This window comes from Burkholderia reimsis (assembly GCF_003294055.1).
GTDB lineage: Bacteria > Pseudomonadota > Gammaproteobacteria > Burkholderiales > Burkholderiaceae > Burkholderia > Burkholderia cepacia.
Genome location: NZ_QMFZ01000007.1, coordinates 182802 through 200122, shown reverse-complemented (window position 1 = coordinate 200122; position 17321 = coordinate 182802). Strand labels below are relative to the sequence as shown.

The window sequence follows — 17321 nt, the reverse complement described above, 5'->3', positions numbered from 1 at the left end:
ACCGATGAACCGCACCGATTGTGCTAATATTCTGGCATTTCCGTTAGCAAAACGTTGAAATATTAGCCTCATGGCAAAGAAGACCGCCCCGCTCCTGCCGGTATCGAACCAGCTGCTCGCCGAATTCGGCGAGCGGCTGAAACTTGCGCGCCTGCGCCGGAAACTGACGGCCAAGCAGGTCGCGGAACGCGCCGGCATGTCGCCGATGACGCTCCGTTCACTGGAAGCCGGCGGGTCGGGCGTCACCATGGGCGCGTATCTGTCCGTCATGCAGGTCCTGGGGCTCCAGAACGATCTGGCAAATCTCGCTGCCACGGACGAATTCGGCCGCCAGCTTCAAGACGCGCGGCTCGTCAAACCGCGGCCCGACCGACGAACCGTGCCGCCGCCGTCTTCTGCCGCAGCATCGGAGCCCAAACGGCGCAATCGTGCAACCGCGTCTTCCACCACGAAAGCGACCGACACAGGCAGCGCCGCCTCCGACACCACCGACCACGGCGATGTCCGCGGCACGACGGCGGCCGACCTTGCCGCATTGCTGAAGCCGGCACGAAAGCGGCATGGGGAGCATCGAGGGAAATGACGACGATCGGTATCTACGCAGATTGGGACGGCTTGGCGGAACCGCAAAAGCTCGGACTCCTGCGCAGCCGCAAGACGCGGGCGAGCGAGCGGTTCGAGTTCCAGTATGCGTCTGCCGCGCTGGCGGCACCCGAATTCGCGAACGTGCAGATCGATCCGGCAATCGGTTGCTTCGACGGCCCCCAATACCCGGCCCCACCGCGAGAGACGTTCGGCGCCTTCGCCGACTCCAGCCCCGATCGATGGGGCCGCATGCTGATGGATCGCAGGCTGGAGCGTGACATTCGCGCCGGCCTGCGACCGAAAGGCACTCGCCTGCACGAGTCGGACTACCTGCTTGGCGTGCACGACCTGTACCGTGTCGGCGCATTGCGTTACAAGCTCGACGACACCGGAGAATTCCTCGACGACCGTCACGATCTTGCCGCACCGCCGTTTGCCGAGATCCGTGAACTGGAGCGCGCGAGTCGCGCGCTGGAGGAAGACGTCGACAATACCGCCCCGAATGGCCGCGACTGGCTGTCGATGCTCATCGCCCCCGGCGGCTCGCTCGGCGGCGCAAGACCCAAGGCAAGCGTGGCCGACGATCAAGGCCGCCTTTATATCGCGAAGTTTCCGAGCGCGCGCGACGACTACGACGTCGGCGGTTGGGAGATGGTCGTCAATGCGCTGGCGGTGGGTTGCGGCCTCAACGTCGCGCACGCCGAAGCACGAAAATTCGCCAGCGAGCATCACTGCTTCCTGGTTCGGCGATTCGATCGGACGGCGGAGGGCCGACGCCTGCATTTCGCGTCGGCGATGACCATGACCAACCACGTCGACGGCGACGACGCGTCGACTGGCGTCAGCTATCTTGAACTGGCCGAAGTGCTCATGCGGCACGGCGCGCAGCCGAACGCCGACTTGCGCGAGCTGTGGGCGCGAATCGTCTTCAACTTGCTGGTCTCGAACACCGACGATCATCTTCGCAATCACGGCTTCATTCTGGTACCGGGTGCGGGGTGGCGGCTCTCGGCAGCCTACGACATGAACCCTGTCGCCGTCGCCGACGGGCTCAAACTCAACATTACGGAAGCCGACAACGCTCTCGACCTCGAACTTGCCCGCGAGGTATGCGAATATTTTCGGCTCAAGCTACAGGACGCCGACGAGATCATCGCCGACTTCAGCAGCATCGTCGGCCAATGGAGAACGCTTGCGACACGGCTCGCGCTCCCTGCAAGGGAACAGGAACGCATGGCCGGCGCGTTCCATCTCGCGAGCGCTTGATCGCGCTACGTCCATCGCGCCTCCTTCACACCATCGCGGCCTCACTACCCTCGCGATCGCCGACCTCGATCGTTTCCGGCACCGGCCGCCGTACGACGCCCGCCGCAACGACCAGCCCCTCCCCGCTTCGCGACGCTTCCGAGAACCGCTCGACCATCCAGTCGACGAACGCGCGCACGCCGGGCGACACATGCGGGCGCTTCACGTACACGGCCGACACGGCGATCGCACCCGGCCGCCAGCACGGCAGCACTTCCCGCAACCGCCCCGCGTCGATCAGCGGCTGCGCGGCGACGCGCGGCGGCTGGATCAGCCCGAGGCCATGCACGCCGCACGCCAGGTACGCCCGCTCGTCCTCCACACTGACGATCCCGTCGAGCCGCACCTTGCGCACCGCGCCATCGACGAGGAACTCGAGTTCGGCCGTACGCTGCCCCGGAACCGGCGACGTGCCGACCGCACGATGCACGGCCAGATCGTCGAGCGTGCGCGGCGCGCCGTGGCGGTCGAGATACGCGGCGCTCGCGCATGTCACGCGCTCGAGCGTGCCGAGCCGGCGCGCAACGAGCGACGAATCGGGCAGTTCGCCAAGCTGGACGCTGCAGTCGATCGCGTCGCCGATGCGATCGGCCGGGCGCCCGGATACGCCCAGCGTCAGCGCCAGGTCGGGATGCCGTGCATGGAATTCGCCGAGCGCCGGCAGCACGATCGCGTCCGCGACCGCCGCCGGCAGCTCGACGCGCAGCGGCCCGCTCGGGTGCAGCGCGGCGCCGCGAATGCTGGCCTCGAGCTCGTCGACGTCGGCCGTGATGCGCACGCAGCGCCGGTAATACGCGTCGCCTTCGGGCGTCGCCCGCAGCGCGCGCGTCGTACGCACCAGCAACGGCATGCCGAGCGCCGTTTCGAGCTCCTGCACGGTCCGCGTCGCGGTGGCGCGCGAAATGCCGAGCGCCTGCGCCGCACGCGTAAAGCTGTTCATTTCGACGATGCGCGTGAAGATGCGCATCGCGCGGATCGGATTGTCCACCGGACACCCCTGCATGTTTGCCGCATGCCGCGGCGCACGCTTGCGCGCCCGCCGTGCCTGCGTATCGAGGAACGCCGCGCCGCCGGCGCGGCAGACGGTTCAGCCGTTCGCCGCCGAGGCGCCGCGCGCCGGTTCGTCGAGCAGCCGTTGCGCCAGCGCGAGTGCGTCGTCGCGGGTGGCGGCCGCGTTCAGCGGATAACCCCAGACCTTCTCGAACGCGCCCGAGAACGCGTCGAGCGCCACGCGCCGCGCGGCGTCGGGCTCGATCGCGATCATCGCGGGGATCCATTCGCGCGACTGCGCGCGGTTGGCCTTGCTCCACTTCGCGAGCTGCTTGCGCAACTCGTGATCGTCGGCGCCGCGGTCATCGCCGGACGGCGCATCGTCGGTCAGAAGAACGAACGGTTCGCGACGCGCGAGCAACGCGTCGAGCTCGGCGATCAGGCTGGCGGGGTCGGTGTGCGTCGAACCGGTGTAACGCAACCAGACAAACGGGAATTCGGTCGTGGTGATGTGCATGTCGGCCTCCAGATGAGAACGATTCTCATTTTATGGATCGAGGCCCGCGGCGTCATTTATCGTCCCGGCCAACCGCTTGCTCGATCCGGCCAATCGCGCCCGGATGGTGCGGATCGCGCGAGTCGCACCGTTCAGCGTTGCCGGTCGGTCAGGAATTGCGTCGGCGACTTGCCGGTCGCCTTGCGGAACATCGTCACGAAGCTGCTCGCGCTCTCGTAGCCGAGATCGATCGCGATCTGGTGCACGCGGCGGCCGGTCGTCAGCATCCGCAGCGACAGCGCGACGTGCAGCCGCCGGCGCCAGTCGCCGAGGCTCATCCCGAGTTCCTTCGCCGCGAGCCGCGTCAGGCTGCGCTCGCTGATGCCCGCGCGCCGCGCGAGTTCGGCCAGCGGCGACTTGTCGGCCGGATCGGCGAGCAGATGGTCGATCAGCTTGCGCAGCCGGCGATCGGCGGGCATCGGCAGGTACAGGTCCTCGACCGGTGCGGCGGCGAGTTCGTCGAGCAGCGTCGCCATCAGCCGCCCCTGCGGCCCGTCGACGTCGTACAGGCTCGGAAAGCTCGCCGCCTTCAGCAACAGTTCGCGCAGCAGCGGCGACACCGACAGCGTGCAGCAACGCGCGGGGAGGTCGAGGGCGGCATCCGGTTCGACCAGCACCGCGTAGAACGTCGCGCCGGCCGAGCCGCGCGCCGCGTGCGGGACGTCGCCCGGAATCCATACCGTGCATTGCGGCGGCGCGCTCCACACGCCGCCGTCGATCTCGCAATAGATGACGCCGCTCAGCGTGTAGAGCAACTGCGCCTGCGGATGGCTGTGCCGCTCGAGCCGCCATTCGGGCTCGACGACCGAGCCGCCGAATACGACGAGCGGACGCGGCACGTGGAAGACTTCGTCATCCGCTGCGGGATCGGTGGTCGGAGGAAGCTGGCGCATGAAACGGTGGACGATGGAGGAAGCCGGACGCCCTGCCCGCGCGTCCTTTCGTGCTTATACCAGAAAGGCGCCGGCGCGGCCCTGCCGCTAGGGCGGGTGCCCGTGCGGCGTCTGCAGCCGCCTGCCGATGCGAATACAATGCCCCGATCCCCCGCCGCCGCCGCACCCACCTGCCGGAGCCGTCATGTTCGACCTGACCACGCTGACCACCTTCACGGCCGTCGTCCTGGGCCTGTTCCTGATTCCCGGCCCCGCCGTGCTGCTCGTGCTGAGCCGCACCGTGCAGGGCGGCCGCAAGACCGGCATCCTGACCGGCCTCGGCGTCGCCAGCGGCGACTTCGTGCATACGCTGTTCGCGGCCGTCGGCCTGTCGGCGCTGCTGATGACGTCGGCGCTCGCGTTCAATGTCGTGAAGGTGATCGGCGCCGCGTACCTGATCTATCTCGGCGTGCGCGCGCTGCTGGAGAAGCAGTCCGATCCGTCGCTGCCGAGCGTATCGCCCGTCACGCCGCTCAAGGCGTACCTGCAGGCGATTCCCGCCGAGGTGCTGAATCCGAAGACCGCGCTGTTCTTCCTCGCGTTCATGCCGCAATTCGTGCATCCGGAACGCGGCTCGACGTTCGTGCAGTTCGCGGTGCTCGGGCTGATCTTCGTCGTGCTCAGCTCGCTCTACACGACACTGATCGCCTGCTCGATCCGTCCGCTCGGCCGCATCGTGAAGCGGCTCACGTGGCTCACGCGCTGGCAGGGGAAGATCATCGGCTCGATCTTCATCGCGCTCGGGCTGCGCGTGGCCGTGCAGCAGCGCTGACACGCGCGGCCGCATGACGTCCGCCGCCCCGCCCGCCGGCGAAGCGCTCTACACCGACCCGCGCCTCGTCGCGGTCTACGACCTGTTCAACGCGGGCGATCGGGATTTCGCGTTCTACGCGTCCGTGATCGGCATCGCACGCCGATGCATCCTCGACCTCGGCTGCGGCACCGGCACGTTCGCGCGCCGGCTCGCGGCAGCCGGGCACGACGTCACGGCGATCGATCCCGCGCCGGCGATGATCGAATACGCCCGACGCCAGCCGGGCGCCGACGCGGTTCACTGGCTTGCGTGCGGGCTCGACGGCCTGCCGCCCGACGCGCCGCCGTTCGATGCGGTCGTGATGACCGGGCATGCGTTCCAGTGCCTGCTGACCGACGCGGAAATCGATACGACGCTGCGCGGCGCGCGGCACGTGCTCGCCGACGGCGGACGCTTCCTGTTCGAGACCCGCAATCCGCGCATCGCGCCGTGGCGTGCATGGACGCCGCCACATTCGGCACGCAGCGTCGAATCGCGCGAATCGGGCATCGTCGACCTGCATCATGCGGTGCGCTCCGTGGACGGCGCGATCGTCACGTTCGACACGCACTACCGCTTCCGCCGCGACGACACGGTGCTGACGAACACGAGCCGGCTGCGCTTCATCACACAACCCGACCTGCGGGAGCGCGTGATCGCGGCCGGATTCCCGTCGGCCGACTGGTACGGCGACTGGCGGCACGCGCCGTTCGACGCTGCGACCAGCGCGGAGATCATCGCGATCTGCCGCGCGTGAGTGCGCGTTCCCGGCCGCGTCAGCCCGCCACCGGCAGCGTGTCCACCGCATACGCATGCCGCAGCGTGCGGCCCAGCACCGGATCGTCCAGCTCGACCTCGAACCGCTCGGCCGGCCGGATGCCGCCGATCGCCGCGAGCGTGCCGCACAGCATCGCGGTGCCGTCGACGAAGCGGCCGCCGTGGCGCGCGAACTGCGCGAGCAGGTCGTCCGGTGCGCGCATCGCGCTCACCTTGCCTTCCTGGTACAGCACGCGCTCGCCGTCGATCGTCGCGTATGCGCGCAGCACGAGCTGATCCCAGTGCCCGGCCACGTCGTCGAGCTTCCACAGCGTGTTCGCGCACGGCTTGCCGCACATCTGCTTCGACACCGTGATCCCGTACGTCTCGACCTCGCGGTCGGTGTGATCGGACGCGATGCCGACGAACGTCTCGCCGCCGTCGCGCACCAGCACGAATTCCGCTTCGCCGCTGCTCTGCCCGCCCGATACCTGGATTGCCGGCGACGGATCGAGGCGGTCGGCCGCGACGCGGTAGAACACGGGCGTCGTCGCCGGGCGCTTGACGCCCAGTTCCTCCAGCTCGCGGATGTGCTTCTCCATGGCGGCCGTGTCGCGGCCGGTCCAGCCCGCGATCACGAGCGTGTCGATCGCGATCGCGCGCTCGGTGCGGCCGTCGCGACCGTCGATCGCGAACGTGATGGTTTTCATCGAATGCTCCTCGTAGCGGACAGCGCACGCGCGATGCGGCGCCGCCCGCGTTGTGTCGTGAATGGCCGGGCTCAGGCCGGGTCGTAGTAGTGGATCTCCAGCAGCACGCAGCCGCCGTTCGACTTGAACGGGCCGTGCCATGCGCCGGGCGGGCGCACCGCATACGTGTAGCCCTTGAACGGCGTGCCGCCGTTGCCGTGTTCGTCGTTGCCGACGGTCAGGTCGCCTTCGACGAGAAACACCTCTTCCCAGTAGTCGTGCACGAACGGCTTCTTCGTATGCAGCCCCGCCGGCAGGCGCAGCAGGCGCGTGCGGCTGCCGCGTTTGCGCTCGGTGTCGAGCGCACCGGACAGGATCAGTTCCTGCGCGCCGGATGCCGGGTCATAGCCTTCCGGCAGTTGCCAGTCGCGCTGCATGTCCAGCGTATGGAATTCGTCGTGAAGCTTGTTGATGGCCATCTGTCTCTCCTGTGGCGATAGCGGATGAGTCGAACGCGATGCGGCGCGTCAGGCGGCGTGCGGCGTCGACAGTTCCTGGTTCAGCGAATAGCTGCCGAGCATCGAATCGACGAGATGCGACGCGCGCTGCCAGTCGTACGTGCGATACGCATGCCCCTTCGTGACGAACGACGCGCCGGCGTAGAACAGTTCGTACTGGTTGTGGCGCGACGCGAATTCGGAGCCGACCGCATCCCACGCGAGCTTGAAGAACTTCACGCGCTCCTCGGACGAACACACCGGCGACTTCTGCGTCTTCTCGATGATGCGCAGCAGGTCGGGGTTCTCGAAATCGCGCACGCTGGACGGCAGCATGATCATTCCGCCGCCGGCGAGCTCGCGCAGCGTGTTGAGCACCTTCGAATAGAGCTGCTGCGTGACGACCTGCGAGCCGTACAGCATGTTGCGGTCGGGCACGTAGAAGCCGTTGACGACGGTGCCCTTCGCTTCCATCCCGTAGACCCACGCCTCGACCATCGACGCTTCGGCCGCGAGCTGGCCCAGCGTTTCGCGCACCTGCGGGAACGCATTCGTGCCGTTGACCTCGGAGATCTTCAGGCCGAGCCCGACGAGGAAGCGCAGCTTCGTCATGAGGCGCACCTGGCATTGGTAGTTCTGGTACACGTGCGCGGGCGTCGCGTGGAACTGCTTCGCGCACATCGCCGTGTTGCCGGCAACGAAGATCCGTTCCCACGGCACCTTCACGTCGTCGAAATACAGCACCGCGTCGTTCTCGTCGAAGCGGCTCGACAGCGGGTTGTCGAACACCGACGTCGCGTTCTCCTCGTACGACTTGCGCGACAGGATCTTCATGCCCTTCGCGTTCATCGGCACCGCGAACGACAGCGCATACATCTCGTCGCCTTCGCGCAGCGGCTGGATGCAGCTGCAGAACACCTCGTTCGCCATGATTCCGCTCGTCGCGAGCATCTTCGCGCCGCGCACCGTGATGCCTTCGGCATCCTGATCGACGATGCCGACCGCGAGGTACTTGTCCTCCTGCTCGTGCGCGGCCTTCGACTGGTTCGCCTGCGGATTCACGATCACGTAGGTCAGGAACAGGTCGTTGTCGCGTGCGTAGCGGTAGTAGTCGCGCAGCGCGCCCGCCCGCGCCGGATCGTATTGCTCGAACACGTCGGCGCCCATCACCATGCCGGCAAGACAGGACGCGACGTGATCCGGCGAGCGGCCCATGAAGCCGTAATGCAGCTCCGACCACGCTTCCAGCGCGGCACGGCGTTCGACGAGTTCGTCGTAGGAGGTCGGCAGCTGCCAGATCCGGCTGACGCGGTCGCCCGAGTCGGGCGACACGAACGTCATCTTCTCGACGTTCTCGTCGCGAGCCTGGTAGTCGTACAGGCTCGCGTAGCTGCGGATCGAATTGCGGAATGCCGCATGCGCGGTCACGTCGCCGACCGGCTGGCCGTTCAGGTAGACCTGCCGCCCGTCGCGCAGCGACGCGATGTGCTGGGTCCCGTTCTTGATCATGATGTCCTCCTGGGTGGAATGAAACGTGGATTGCATTCAGGCAGACGGCGCGTGCAAGCCGTCGAGCGTGCGATAGCGGCCGCCGAAGAAGATCAGCGGGCGCCCTTCCGAGCGCGCGCGGTGCCGCGTCACGCGGCCGACGAAGATCACGTGATCGCCGCCGTCGTACTGCGCATAGGGCTCGCATTCGAACGTCGCGAGCGCATCGGGCAGCAGCACCGCGCCGTCGTCATCGGCCGCGCCGGCACGCCAGCCCCACTTGTCGCCGTTCGCTTTCGCGAAGCAGTTCGACAGATGCTGTTGCGTCTCGTCGAGCACGTTGACCGCATAGCCGCCCGCACCGGCCAGGTCGCCGAGGCTCAGGCTGCGACGGTCGACCGAAAACAGGATCAGCGGCGGGTCCAGCGACACCGAATTGAACGACGCGACCGTGATACCGATCGGCGCCCCCTCCTTGCGCGGGGCGGTAATCACCGCGACGCCCGTCGCGAACATCGACAGCGCGGTGCGAAAGCGCCGCTGCGCGTCGGCACCCGCACCGGTTCCGGCATGGTTCTCGCTCATCTCGTCCTCCTTGGGTGGCATCGCCGGATTCCGCAGCGGAATCCGGCCCAACAAAGCACCGTTACTTAGCTTTGTTATTTAGCTTTTATTAAATGTAAACACAAAGATGGGTTCAAGTTGTCGTAAACCCTGACCTAGAAAGCTTTGTTTGAAAGACAACCCTACTGGCGGGATGGGTGTTGCGCGGCGCCCGCGAATGTCCACGTACACTGCGGCTACCCTGTTCCGCGGTGCTTTCGCGCACTGCGGGAGACACCGTTTTCCGGAGCCGCATCGATGCAATCCCGTCCGATCTACATGGACTACAGCGCGACGACGCCCGTCGATCCGCGCGTGGTCGACAAAATGGTGCCGTTCCTGCACGAGCAGTTCGGCAACCCGGCTTCACGCAGCCACAGCTACGGCTGGGATGCCGAGCAGGCGGTCGAGGAAGCGCGCGCGCACGTCGCCGCGCTGCTCGGCGCCGATCCGCGCGAAATCGTGTGGACCTCCGGCGCGACCGAGGGCAACAACCTCGCGATCAAGGGCGCCGCGCACTTCTACCAGGGCAAGGGCAGGCATCTCGTCACGGTGAAGACCGAGCACAAGGCCGTGCTCGATACGTGCCGCGAACTCGAACGCCAGGGCTTCGATGTCACGTACCTCGACGTGCGCGAAGACGGCCTGCTCGACCTCGATACGGTGCGGCAGGCGCTGCGCGCCGACACGATCCTGGTGTCGGTGATGCTCGCGAACAATGAAACGGGCGTGATCCAGCCGGTGGCCGAGATCGGCGCGCTGTGTCGCGCGCACGGCATCGTGTTCCATTGCGACGCCGTGCAGGCGGCCGGCAAGATCCCGGTCGACGTGAATGCGTTGAACGTCGACCTGCTGACGGTGACCGCGCACAAGGTCTACGGCCCGAAGGGAATCGGCGCGCTGTACGTGCGCCGCAAGCCACGCGTGCGGATCGAAGCGCAGATGCACGGCGGCGGCCATGAGCGCGGGATGCGCTCGGGCACGCTGCCCACGCACCAGATCGTCGGGATGGGCGAGGCGTTCCGGCTCGCGAAGGAAGAGATGGCGGAGGAAAGCCGCCGCGTCGGCGCATTGCGCGACCGGTTGCTGGCCGGCCTGTCGACGCTCGACGAGGTTTACGTGAACGGCGATCTGGCCCGCCGGATTCCGCACAACCTGAACGTCAGCTTCAATTTCGTCGAAGGCGAATCGCTGATCATGGGGATCAAGGGTGTCGCGGTATCGTCAGGCTCCGCGTGCACGTCGGCATCGCTGGAGCCGTCGTACGTGCTGCGCGCGCTGGGCCGCAGCGACGAGCTCGCGCACAGCTCGATCCGCTTCACGCTCGGCCGCTTCACGACCGAGGCCGAAGTGGACAGCGTGATTGCGCAGGTGCGCGACACGGTCGGCAAGCTGCGCGCGCTGAGCCCGCTGTGGGACATGCATCTCGAAGGGGTCGACCTGAATACGATCGAGTGGGCCGCGCACTGAGTGCGGTCGAGCGTCAGGCGGGCTGGCGGCGCGTGCGCGTCAGCCTTTTTCCTGGCGCGCGATCAGGTGCGCGAGATCGAGCGTCGCGCGGTCGCCGTTGGTGACGAGGCGGTCGATCACCGAGCAGAGCGCCTTGAATTCGGTCTTCGTCACGCCCTCGAACAACACGTTGTTGATGCGCTGCTGCGTATCCGTGAGCGCCTTCAGCAGCTTCGAGCCGGCCGGCGTGACCGTGAGACGCATCTTGCGCTTGTCGTCGGGGTCCGGGCGCTTGTCGATCAGGCCGAGCTTCTTCAGCTTGCCCGTCTCGATCGTGACGAATGCGCCGCTCAGGTGCAGGTGATCGGCGAGGCGGTTGACGGTCACGACGTCGTCGTGCGAAAGATGCGAAACCGATACGAGCAGCGAATACTGGATGCCGGTGAGACCGATCAGCGAGCCGAAGCCGTCGCGTACCGACAGCAGGCGGGCCGCAAACGGCAGCAGCCCGTTGATCAGGTGGCGAAATTCCGTGTCCGTGCCGTCGATCAGGCAGGCCGGGTTGGTGATGGTCAGAACGGACTCCTCTTGCTGCTTGGCCATGACTTCGACGCTCCGTACGGTCATGCGAATTTAGCTTTGAAACGAAATTATACGGCAAAGGCACATGCGCCCCCGGCCAGCTCCGGCCGGTGCGCGTGCCCCCATTTCCCGCTACAGGAGGCTCGTCCATGCCCTTCCCGCTTCATCCCGCATCGCTTCGCGCGCTGCTCGAATGCTATCTGCGCGCAAAGGACCTGAACCGGCCCGCGCTGATCGCCGACTGCTTCGCGGCCGATGCCGAGCTGAGCTTTTCGCTCGCGAACGACGACATCGATTTTCCGCCGCGCGTGACGGGCGCGGCCGCGATCGCACGCACCCTGGTCGAGGAATTCGGCGAGCGGTTCGAGCGGTGCCGGACCTATTACGTTTGCACGGAACCCGAAGTCGACCCGCATGGCGTCAGCCGGATGTCGTGGCTCGTCGTGATGCGGCAGAAGGACAACCGCGCGTTGCGGATCGGGCACGGCACGTACCGCTGGCAGTTCACACCCGACAGCGAAAGCGGTGCGCGGATCGCCGCGCTGCACATTCATGTCGCGCGCATGGATACGATCGACGATCCGAAGTCGACGAAACTCGACGCGCTGCATGCGGCGTTCGGGTATCCGTGGCTGCCGGCGCACGCGTTCGCGCGCGGGCTGGCGGATGTCGCGGCCGCGCAGCCGGAATGGGCATTCCTGGCGCCGTTTCACGAGGCGGCGGCAGCGGCGGCCGGTTGAAACACGGCTGAAGCGCGTCGCCGCTTCACGTGCGGGCAAGGAGCTGACGGACCGTCATCACGCGCGGATCGTCGCTCGTCAGAACCTCGCCGTAATGGGCAATCGTTGCCCGGTGGTCGAGCAACAGCGGAATCGAGACGCGCCCGAGCAGCGTCCGCTCGACCGCTTCGCCGAACGTGAATCCGCACAGATGCACACCGTCGACCACGCAATTGGTCGAGAACACCCGGCCCTGCGCATCGACATAAAACTCGGCGTACCCGAGATCGTCTTCGGCGAAGCCGATCATCGTCGTCCCGAGCGCCTGTTCCCACGCGTCGATCTGGTGATCCTTGCGCGCCAGCGCATGAAAGGCGAGCCCCATTCGCGCGCAGGTCTGCCCGCTGGCGGAAGCGCCCACGATCAGCCCGCCGAATTCGCGCAGGATGGCATCCCCCGGATGCTCGCCATCGCCGGACGACACCCGGCAACCGGAATCGCCACGCCACCCCGAATCGGCAAACAGCGCCTTGACCGACGAAGGAATCGCGATCACCACCACCCTCCCGAGTTTGCGTGCACGATACCGCACGCGCTATCCACCATGCGCGACACAGGAAATGCATCGCGCGTGCCCGTCACCTCGACGCATCGAGCGCGCCCCTCACCCCCTCCCAATCCAGCCCGAACCGCGCGAGATACTTGCGCAGCCTGTCCGCGTCGTTCGGCTGCTTCTTGCTCTGCCGCGACACCGCGAACAGCGTGCGCCCCGCTTCCGACAGGCTTGCCGACACGCGGCACACGTCGAGCACGCGTTCGAGCTGCGCACGGTCGAACAGGTCGAGTTCCGCCGCGCGCGCGCCGAACACCGCGTCGACACACGCGTCGGACGATCCCGCGCCGCCCGGCTGCGACCACGTGCGCGTCAGCCGTTCGACTTCCTGTTCGGCCAGCGCTTCGGTAATCCGTCCCGCATCGGCCAGCGTCGCCATCCGCGTGACCGACGCGGACAACTCGCGGAAGTTGCCGGCCCACGCCGCGCGCGGCGACGCGGCGAACGCGAGATAGCGCCGCTTCGCCTCGACGTTGAAACGCACCTGCTCGCCCTGCTCGCGGCCGAACCGGTCGAGTTCGAATTCGAGGTTCGGCTCGATGTCCTCGCGTCGCTCGGCCAGCCCCGGGAGTTCATACGTCCACAGGTTGATCCGCGCATAGAGATCCTCGCGGAACGTGCCGGCCGCCACCATCTGCCGCAGGTCGCGGTGCGTGCCCGCGATCAGTTCGAAATCGCTGGTCGCCTCGACGTCCGCGCCGACCGGCAGGAAACGCTTCTCCTCGATCGCCTTCAGCAGCATCGCCTGTTCGTCGAGCCCGAGTTCGCCGATCTCGTCGAGAAACAGCAGCCCGCCGTCCGCCGCGCGCAGCAGCCCGGCCCGCGCCGACTGCGCGCCCGTGAACGCGCCCTTCACGTGGCCGAACAGCGTCGACATCGCCGCGTCGCCGCGCAGCGTCGCGCAGTTGATCTCGATGAACGGCCCCGCGAGCCGATGGCGGCCGCGCTTCAGCTCGTACACGCGCTTCGCGAGAAACGACTTGCCGGCGCCCGTCGGCCCGACCAGCAGCATCGGCGCGCGCGACCGCACGGCCACGCGCTCCAGTTGCTCGATCAGCGCATTGAAACGCGCGTTGCGCGTTGCGATGCCGGCCTTCAGGAACGACACCGTCTCGTCGCGCTCGCGCGTGAAGCGCTGCGCGATCCGGTTGTAGCGCGACAGGTCGAGATCGATCACCGACATCGTGCCGGGCCCGCTCAACCCCTCGTCGGTCTTCTGCGGCGGTGCCGTCTGGGCGAGACGCGCCGGCAGGTAACGTGCCTCCGCCAGCAGGAACCAGCAGATCTGCGCGACGTGCGTGCCGGTGGTGATGTGGATCAGGTAGTCCTCGCGGTCGAGATCGAACGGGTAGGCGCGCGCGAAATCGTGCAGCGTCGCGTAGACCTCCTCGAAATCCCACGGATCGCGAATCTCCATCGGGACGAGCCGCACGTCGGTATGCGGCGACACGCGCTCGAGGTCCTGCTTCACGCGGTTCGCGAGACGCGCGTAGTTCGGCGCGTGCAGCAGTTCGAGCCGGTCGACCGGCATGTCGCGCTGCTCGCACAGCGAAATCGTCGGCCGCCAGTTGCGCCAGCGGCGCTGCGAGCCGCCGCCCTGGTCGAGCACGGTACCGAGAAAACCGATCGCGACGGTCTTGCGCATGTTTATCCCACAAGATAAGAAGCGATCCGATTGTATCGAATTTTCCGGATCGAGCCATGGCCGGATTTCCATGCACCGCTGGTCACGACAAATGACTTCCCCTTTTATTTCAATGCCTTGCGATTTATTTCGCGCATTGCGCCGCCCGCTGGCACGCTCCTCGCTAAATACATAGCGCCGGATGTCCCGCTGGCCCGCGAGCCAGGGTTCACAAAGCCCTGCTGGTGCGCCGCCGCCGAACCTGTTTCGTCGCGGTCGCGCATGCCGCCATGGGCAGACGAAGGCAAACGGGCGCGTACTGGAACTTCGCCCGGGTTCGAATCCCGGGGCGCCCTCCGTTCGGTAGCTCATTCGGGTAGAGCAGCCGGCGCAAGCCGGTGTGTAGCGGGTTCGAATCCCGCTCGAACGCTGTCCGCAAGGACAGCCTTGTAATGAAAGCAGTACCCGCCGGTGCGGGCCGCAAGGCCCGCCGCGCGTCGGACCGGTTGCGGTTCCGCGTGATCGGCCGGACGGCCGCACGGCCCGCGCGAAGGCGCACGACGACGCGAAGCAGGATGCGTCGCCGCGCACTTCGGCGCCGGGCCTGCGCGCCGCCCGCCCGGTTGCGTCGCCCCGCGATCCGCACGATGCGCGTCACCCGGCGGTCATCGAAGAAAAGGACAAGAATATGTGGATGCGACATGTAGTGAAAAAGAACGAACGCGCGCTGCTGATGAACGAGGGCGATTTCGTGAAGGTGCTCGAACCGGGCGTGTTCAAGGCCTTCGATCCGTTCAAGCGCCTGTCGGTGCAGACCGCGCGTCTCGACGCGCCGCTCGCCGACGCGGCACTGGCCGATTACCTGCGTCACGACGCACCGGACGTGCTCGCCCGGCACTTCGTCGCGATGGATCTCGCCGACGACGAAGCCGGCCTGCGCTACGAAGACGACGTGCTCGTCGAGATCCTGGCGCCGGGCACGCGCCGGCTGTACTGGCGCGGCCTGACCGCGCACCGTCTCGAGCGCGTCGATCTCGCGCAGGACAGCATGCTGCCGGCCGCGCTCGTGAAGCGTATCGCGCAACCGGCGCTGCGGGCGCGCGGCGTGGCGGGCCTGGCGGGCGTACTGCTGGCGCAGGTGCCGGCGTACCACGTCGGCGTGCTGAAGATCGACGGCAAGATCGAACGGTTGCTGGACGCGGGCGTCTCGGCGTTCTGGCGCTTCAACCGCGACATCGCGGTCGAACTCGTCGACCTGCGCGTGCAGGCGCTCGAAGTCGGCGGACAGGAAATCCTGACGCGCGACAAGGTCGCGCTGCGGCTGAACCTGTCGGCGACGTGGTGCTATGCGGACGTGCTGCATGCGTTCGGCCAGCTGCAAAAGCCGGTCGAGCACCTGTATCGCGAGCTGCAGTTCGCCCTGCGTTCGGCCGTCGGCACGCGCTCGCTCGACGAACTGCTGGAAGACAAGCAGTCGATCGACGACGTCGTGATCACGCAGGTGCGTGCACGCCTCGGCAACTCGGGCGTGGACGTGCGCAGCGTCGGCGTGAAGGATATCGTGCTGCCGGGCGACATGAAGACGATCCTCGCGCAGGTGGTCGAGGCGGAAAAGTCCGCGCAGGCGAACGTGATTCGCCGCCGCGAAGAAACGGCGGCCACGCGTTCGCTGCTGAACACCGCGAAGGTGATGGAAGAAAACCCGACCGCGCTGCGGCTCAAGGAGCTGGAAACGCTCGAGCGCGTCGCGGAACGGATCGACCGGATCTCGGTGTTCGGCGGTCTCGACCAGGTGCTGAACGGACTCGTCAGCATCAAGGGCGCCTGACGGGCGCAACGGCGCGGCACAAGTGTGCCGCGCCGCATGAATGAAGGAATCAGGTGAAGCAAATGAGTGCAATGGATTACCAGGTGATGGAACTGGCGAACGGCAAGCCGGTGAAGATGTGGACGCAAGGCGTCGCCGTCGAGGACGAAGCGCGCGCGCAGCTGCGCAACACTGCGCAGATGCCGTTCATCTTCAGCCACGTCGCGGTGATGCCGGACGTCCACCTCGGCAAGGGCTCGACGATCGGCAGCGTGATCCCGACGAAGGGCGCGATCATTCCGGCCGCGGTCGGTGTCGACATCGGCTGCGGGATGATGGCCGCGCGCACGACGCTGACGGCGTCCGACCTGCCGGATTCGCTCGCGGGCCTGCGCAGTGCGATCGAACGCGCGGTGCCGCACGGCCGCGCGCCGGGCCGCCGCGATCCGGGCGCATGGGGCGACCGCACGCCGGCCGCCGTGACCGAATCGTGGAAGTCGCTGCAACCGGGCTTCCAGCGGATCGTCGACAAGTATCCGAAGCTGGAAAAGACGAACCACTACGCGCATCTCGGCACGCTCGGCACCGGCAACCACTTCATCGAAGTGTGCGTCGACGAAGCGGACCACGTGTGGTTCATGCTGCACAGCGGCTCGCGCGGCGTCGGCAATGCGATCGGCAGCCTGTTCATCGAACTCGCGCAGGCCGACATGCGGCAGCACATCGCGAACCTGCCGGATCGCAACCTCGCGTATTTCACCGAGGGCAGCCGCCACTTCGACGACTACGTCGAGGCGGTCGGCTGGGCGCAGGACTACGCGCGGCGCAACCGGCAGGCGATGATGGATGCGGTGATCGGCGCGGCGCGCGGCGTGATCGCGAAGCCGTTCTCGGTCGACGAACACGCGGTGAACTGCCACCACAACTACGTGCAGCGCGAACGCCATTTCGGCGAAGACGTGCTCGTGACGCGCAAGGGTGCGGTGTCCGCGCAGAAGGGGCAGCTCGGGATCATTCCGGGCTCGATGGGTGCGAAAAGCTTCATCGTGCGCGGGCTCGGCAACCCGGAAAGCTTCTGCTCGTGCAGCCACGGCGCGGGCCGGACGATGAGCCGCACCGAAGCGAAGCGCCGCTTCACGGTCGACGACCAGGTGAAGGCGACCCAGGGCGTCGAATGCCGGAAGGATTCGGGCGTCGTCGACGAAATCCCGATGGCCTACAAGGACATCGACGCGGTGATGGCGGCCCAGCGCAGCCTCGTCGAAGTGGTGCATACGCTGCGCCAGGTGGTGTGCGTGAAAGGATAGCGCGGTGCGCGGCCGATGGCCGGCGG

18 protein-coding genes and 1 tRNA gene are annotated in these 17321 nt (G+C 67.1%); 9 read left to right on the top strand and 10 right to left on the bottom strand.

The features are described from left to right. Positions 1–70 precede the first annotated feature (70 nt). Both DPV79_RS11505 and DPV79_RS11500 read left to right on the top strand, forming a co-directional pair. Positions 71–583, top strand: coding sequence for a helix-turn-helix domain-containing protein (locus DPV79_RS11505; RefSeq protein ID WP_113045476.1), 513 nt, complete (start codon positions 71–73; stop codon positions 581–583). After that, positions 580–1851, top strand: a complete 1272-nt coding sequence (locus DPV79_RS11500) for a type II toxin-antitoxin system HipA family toxin (RefSeq protein ID WP_113045475.1) — start codon at positions 580–582, stop codon at positions 1849–1851. Before DPV79_RS11505 ends, DPV79_RS11500 begins: the two co-directional genes overlap by 4 nt. Before the next feature lie 25 nt (positions 1852–1876). Here the strand turns inward: DPV79_RS11500 and DPV79_RS11495 are convergent, their stop codons facing one another. The 3 genes from DPV79_RS11495 to DPV79_RS11485 all read right to left on the bottom strand — a co-directional run bounded on the left by DPV79_RS11495 (position 1877) and on the right by DPV79_RS11485 (position 4329). After that, positions 1877–2878, bottom strand: coding sequence for a LysR family transcriptional regulator (locus DPV79_RS11495; RefSeq protein ID WP_113045474.1), 1002 nt, complete (start codon positions 2876–2878; stop codon positions 1877–1879). A 99-nt stretch (positions 2879–2977) separates the two neighbouring features. After that, a complete protein-coding gene (locus tag DPV79_RS11490; RefSeq protein ID WP_060071248.1) occupies positions 2978–3397 on the bottom strand; it encodes a hypothetical protein in 420 nt (139 codons plus the stop codon). Positions 3398–3528: 131 nt separating this feature from the next. Further along, positions 3529–4329 (bottom strand): AraC family transcriptional regulator, encoded by an 801-nt coding sequence (locus DPV79_RS11485; RefSeq protein WP_113045473.1) that lies wholly within the window; start codon positions 4327–4329, stop codon positions 3529–3531. Positions 4330–4513: 184 nt separating this feature from the next. Between DPV79_RS11485 and DPV79_RS11480 the strand changes: the two genes are divergently transcribed. Then, positions 4514–5140, top strand: a complete 627-nt coding sequence (locus tag DPV79_RS11480; RefSeq protein WP_021157365.1) for a LysE family translocator — start codon at positions 4514–4516, stop codon at positions 5138–5140. A 13-nt stretch (positions 5141–5153) separates the two neighbouring features. Continuing rightward, positions 5154–5918, top strand: coding sequence for a class I SAM-dependent methyltransferase (locus tag DPV79_RS11475; RefSeq protein ID WP_113045472.1), 765 nt, complete (start codon positions 5154–5156; stop codon positions 5916–5918). Between the two features lie 19 nt (positions 5919–5937). Here DPV79_RS11475 and DPV79_RS11470 read toward each other — a convergent pair whose 3' ends face one another. From DPV79_RS11470 to DPV79_RS11455, 4 genes are all read right to left on the bottom strand, one after another. Then, positions 5938–6627, bottom strand: a complete 690-nt coding sequence (locus DPV79_RS11470; protein ID WP_059857302.1) for a DUF2848 domain-containing protein — start codon at positions 6625–6627, stop codon at positions 5938–5940. Between the two features lie 71 nt (positions 6628–6698). Continuing rightward, on the bottom strand, positions 6699–7085 hold the full coding sequence (locus DPV79_RS11465; protein WP_048022440.1) for a hypothetical protein: 387 nt from the start codon (positions 7083–7085) through the stop codon (positions 6699–6701). Between the two features lie 48 nt (positions 7086–7133). Next, the gene (locus DPV79_RS11460; protein WP_059622381.1) at positions 7134–8612 is read right to left on the bottom strand and encodes a 4-hydroxyphenylacetate 3-hydroxylase family protein; all 1479 of its coding nucleotides are present in this window, start codon (positions 8610–8612) and stop codon (positions 7134–7136) included. 36 nt (positions 8613–8648) lie between these two features. Next, positions 8649–9176 (bottom strand): flavin reductase family protein, encoded by a 528-nt coding sequence (locus tag DPV79_RS11455; RefSeq protein ID WP_244321739.1) that lies wholly within the window; start codon positions 9174–9176, stop codon positions 8649–8651. 276 nt (positions 9177–9452) lie between these two features. Between DPV79_RS11455 and DPV79_RS11450 the strand changes: the two genes are divergently transcribed. Continuing rightward, entirely contained in the window at positions 9453–10664 is a 1212-nt protein-coding gene (locus tag DPV79_RS11450) for an IscS subfamily cysteine desulfurase (protein ID WP_113045471.1), read from the top strand. A gap of 39 nt (positions 10665–10703) precedes the next feature. Here the strand turns inward: DPV79_RS11450 and DPV79_RS11445 are convergent, their stop codons facing one another. Further along, on the bottom strand, positions 10704–11246 hold the full coding sequence (locus DPV79_RS11445; protein ID WP_027790922.1) for a MarR family winged helix-turn-helix transcriptional regulator: 543 nt from the start codon (positions 11244–11246) through the stop codon (positions 10704–10706). 128 nt (positions 11247–11374) lie between these two features. Here DPV79_RS11445 and DPV79_RS11440 point away from each other — a divergent pair, with 128 nt between their 5' ends. Continuing rightward, complete coding sequence (locus DPV79_RS11440; RefSeq protein WP_113045470.1) at positions 11375–11965, top strand: nuclear transport factor 2 family protein; 591 nt, start codon at positions 11375–11377, stop codon at positions 11963–11965. A 25-nt stretch (positions 11966–11990) separates the two neighbouring features. Here the strand turns inward: DPV79_RS11440 and DPV79_RS11435 are convergent, their stop codons facing one another. Together DPV79_RS11435 and rtcR are read right to left on the bottom strand one after the other, a co-directional pair. Beyond that, positions 11991–12506 (bottom strand): SUKH-3 domain-containing protein, encoded by a 516-nt coding sequence (locus DPV79_RS11435; RefSeq protein WP_225723303.1) that lies wholly within the window; start codon positions 12504–12506, stop codon positions 11991–11993. A gap of 76 nt (positions 12507–12582) precedes the next feature. Continuing rightward, positions 12583–14202 (bottom strand): RNA repair transcriptional activator RtcR, encoded by a 1620-nt coding sequence (gene rtcR / locus DPV79_RS11430; protein WP_060058932.1) that lies wholly within the window; start codon positions 14200–14202, stop codon positions 12583–12585. A 336-nt stretch (positions 14203–14538) separates the two neighbouring features. Between rtcR and DPV79_RS11425 the strand changes: the two genes are divergently transcribed. The 3 genes from DPV79_RS11425 to DPV79_RS11415 all read left to right on the top strand — a co-directional run bounded on the left by DPV79_RS11425 (position 14539) and on the right by DPV79_RS11415 (position 17295). Continuing rightward, a tRNA-Cys gene (locus tag DPV79_RS11425) sits at positions 14539–14611 on the top strand. A gap of 258 nt (positions 14612–14869) precedes the next feature. After that, on the top strand, positions 14870–16009 hold the full coding sequence (locus tag DPV79_RS11420; protein ID WP_060195036.1) for a slipin family protein: 1140 nt from the start codon (positions 14870–14872) through the stop codon (positions 16007–16009). A gap of 62 nt (positions 16010–16071) precedes the next feature. Beyond that, on the top strand, positions 16072–17295 hold the full coding sequence (locus DPV79_RS11415; RefSeq protein WP_027790917.1) for an RtcB family protein: 1224 nt from the start codon (positions 16072–16074) through the stop codon (positions 17293–17295). The last annotated feature ends 26 nt before the right edge of the window (positions 17296–17321 follow it).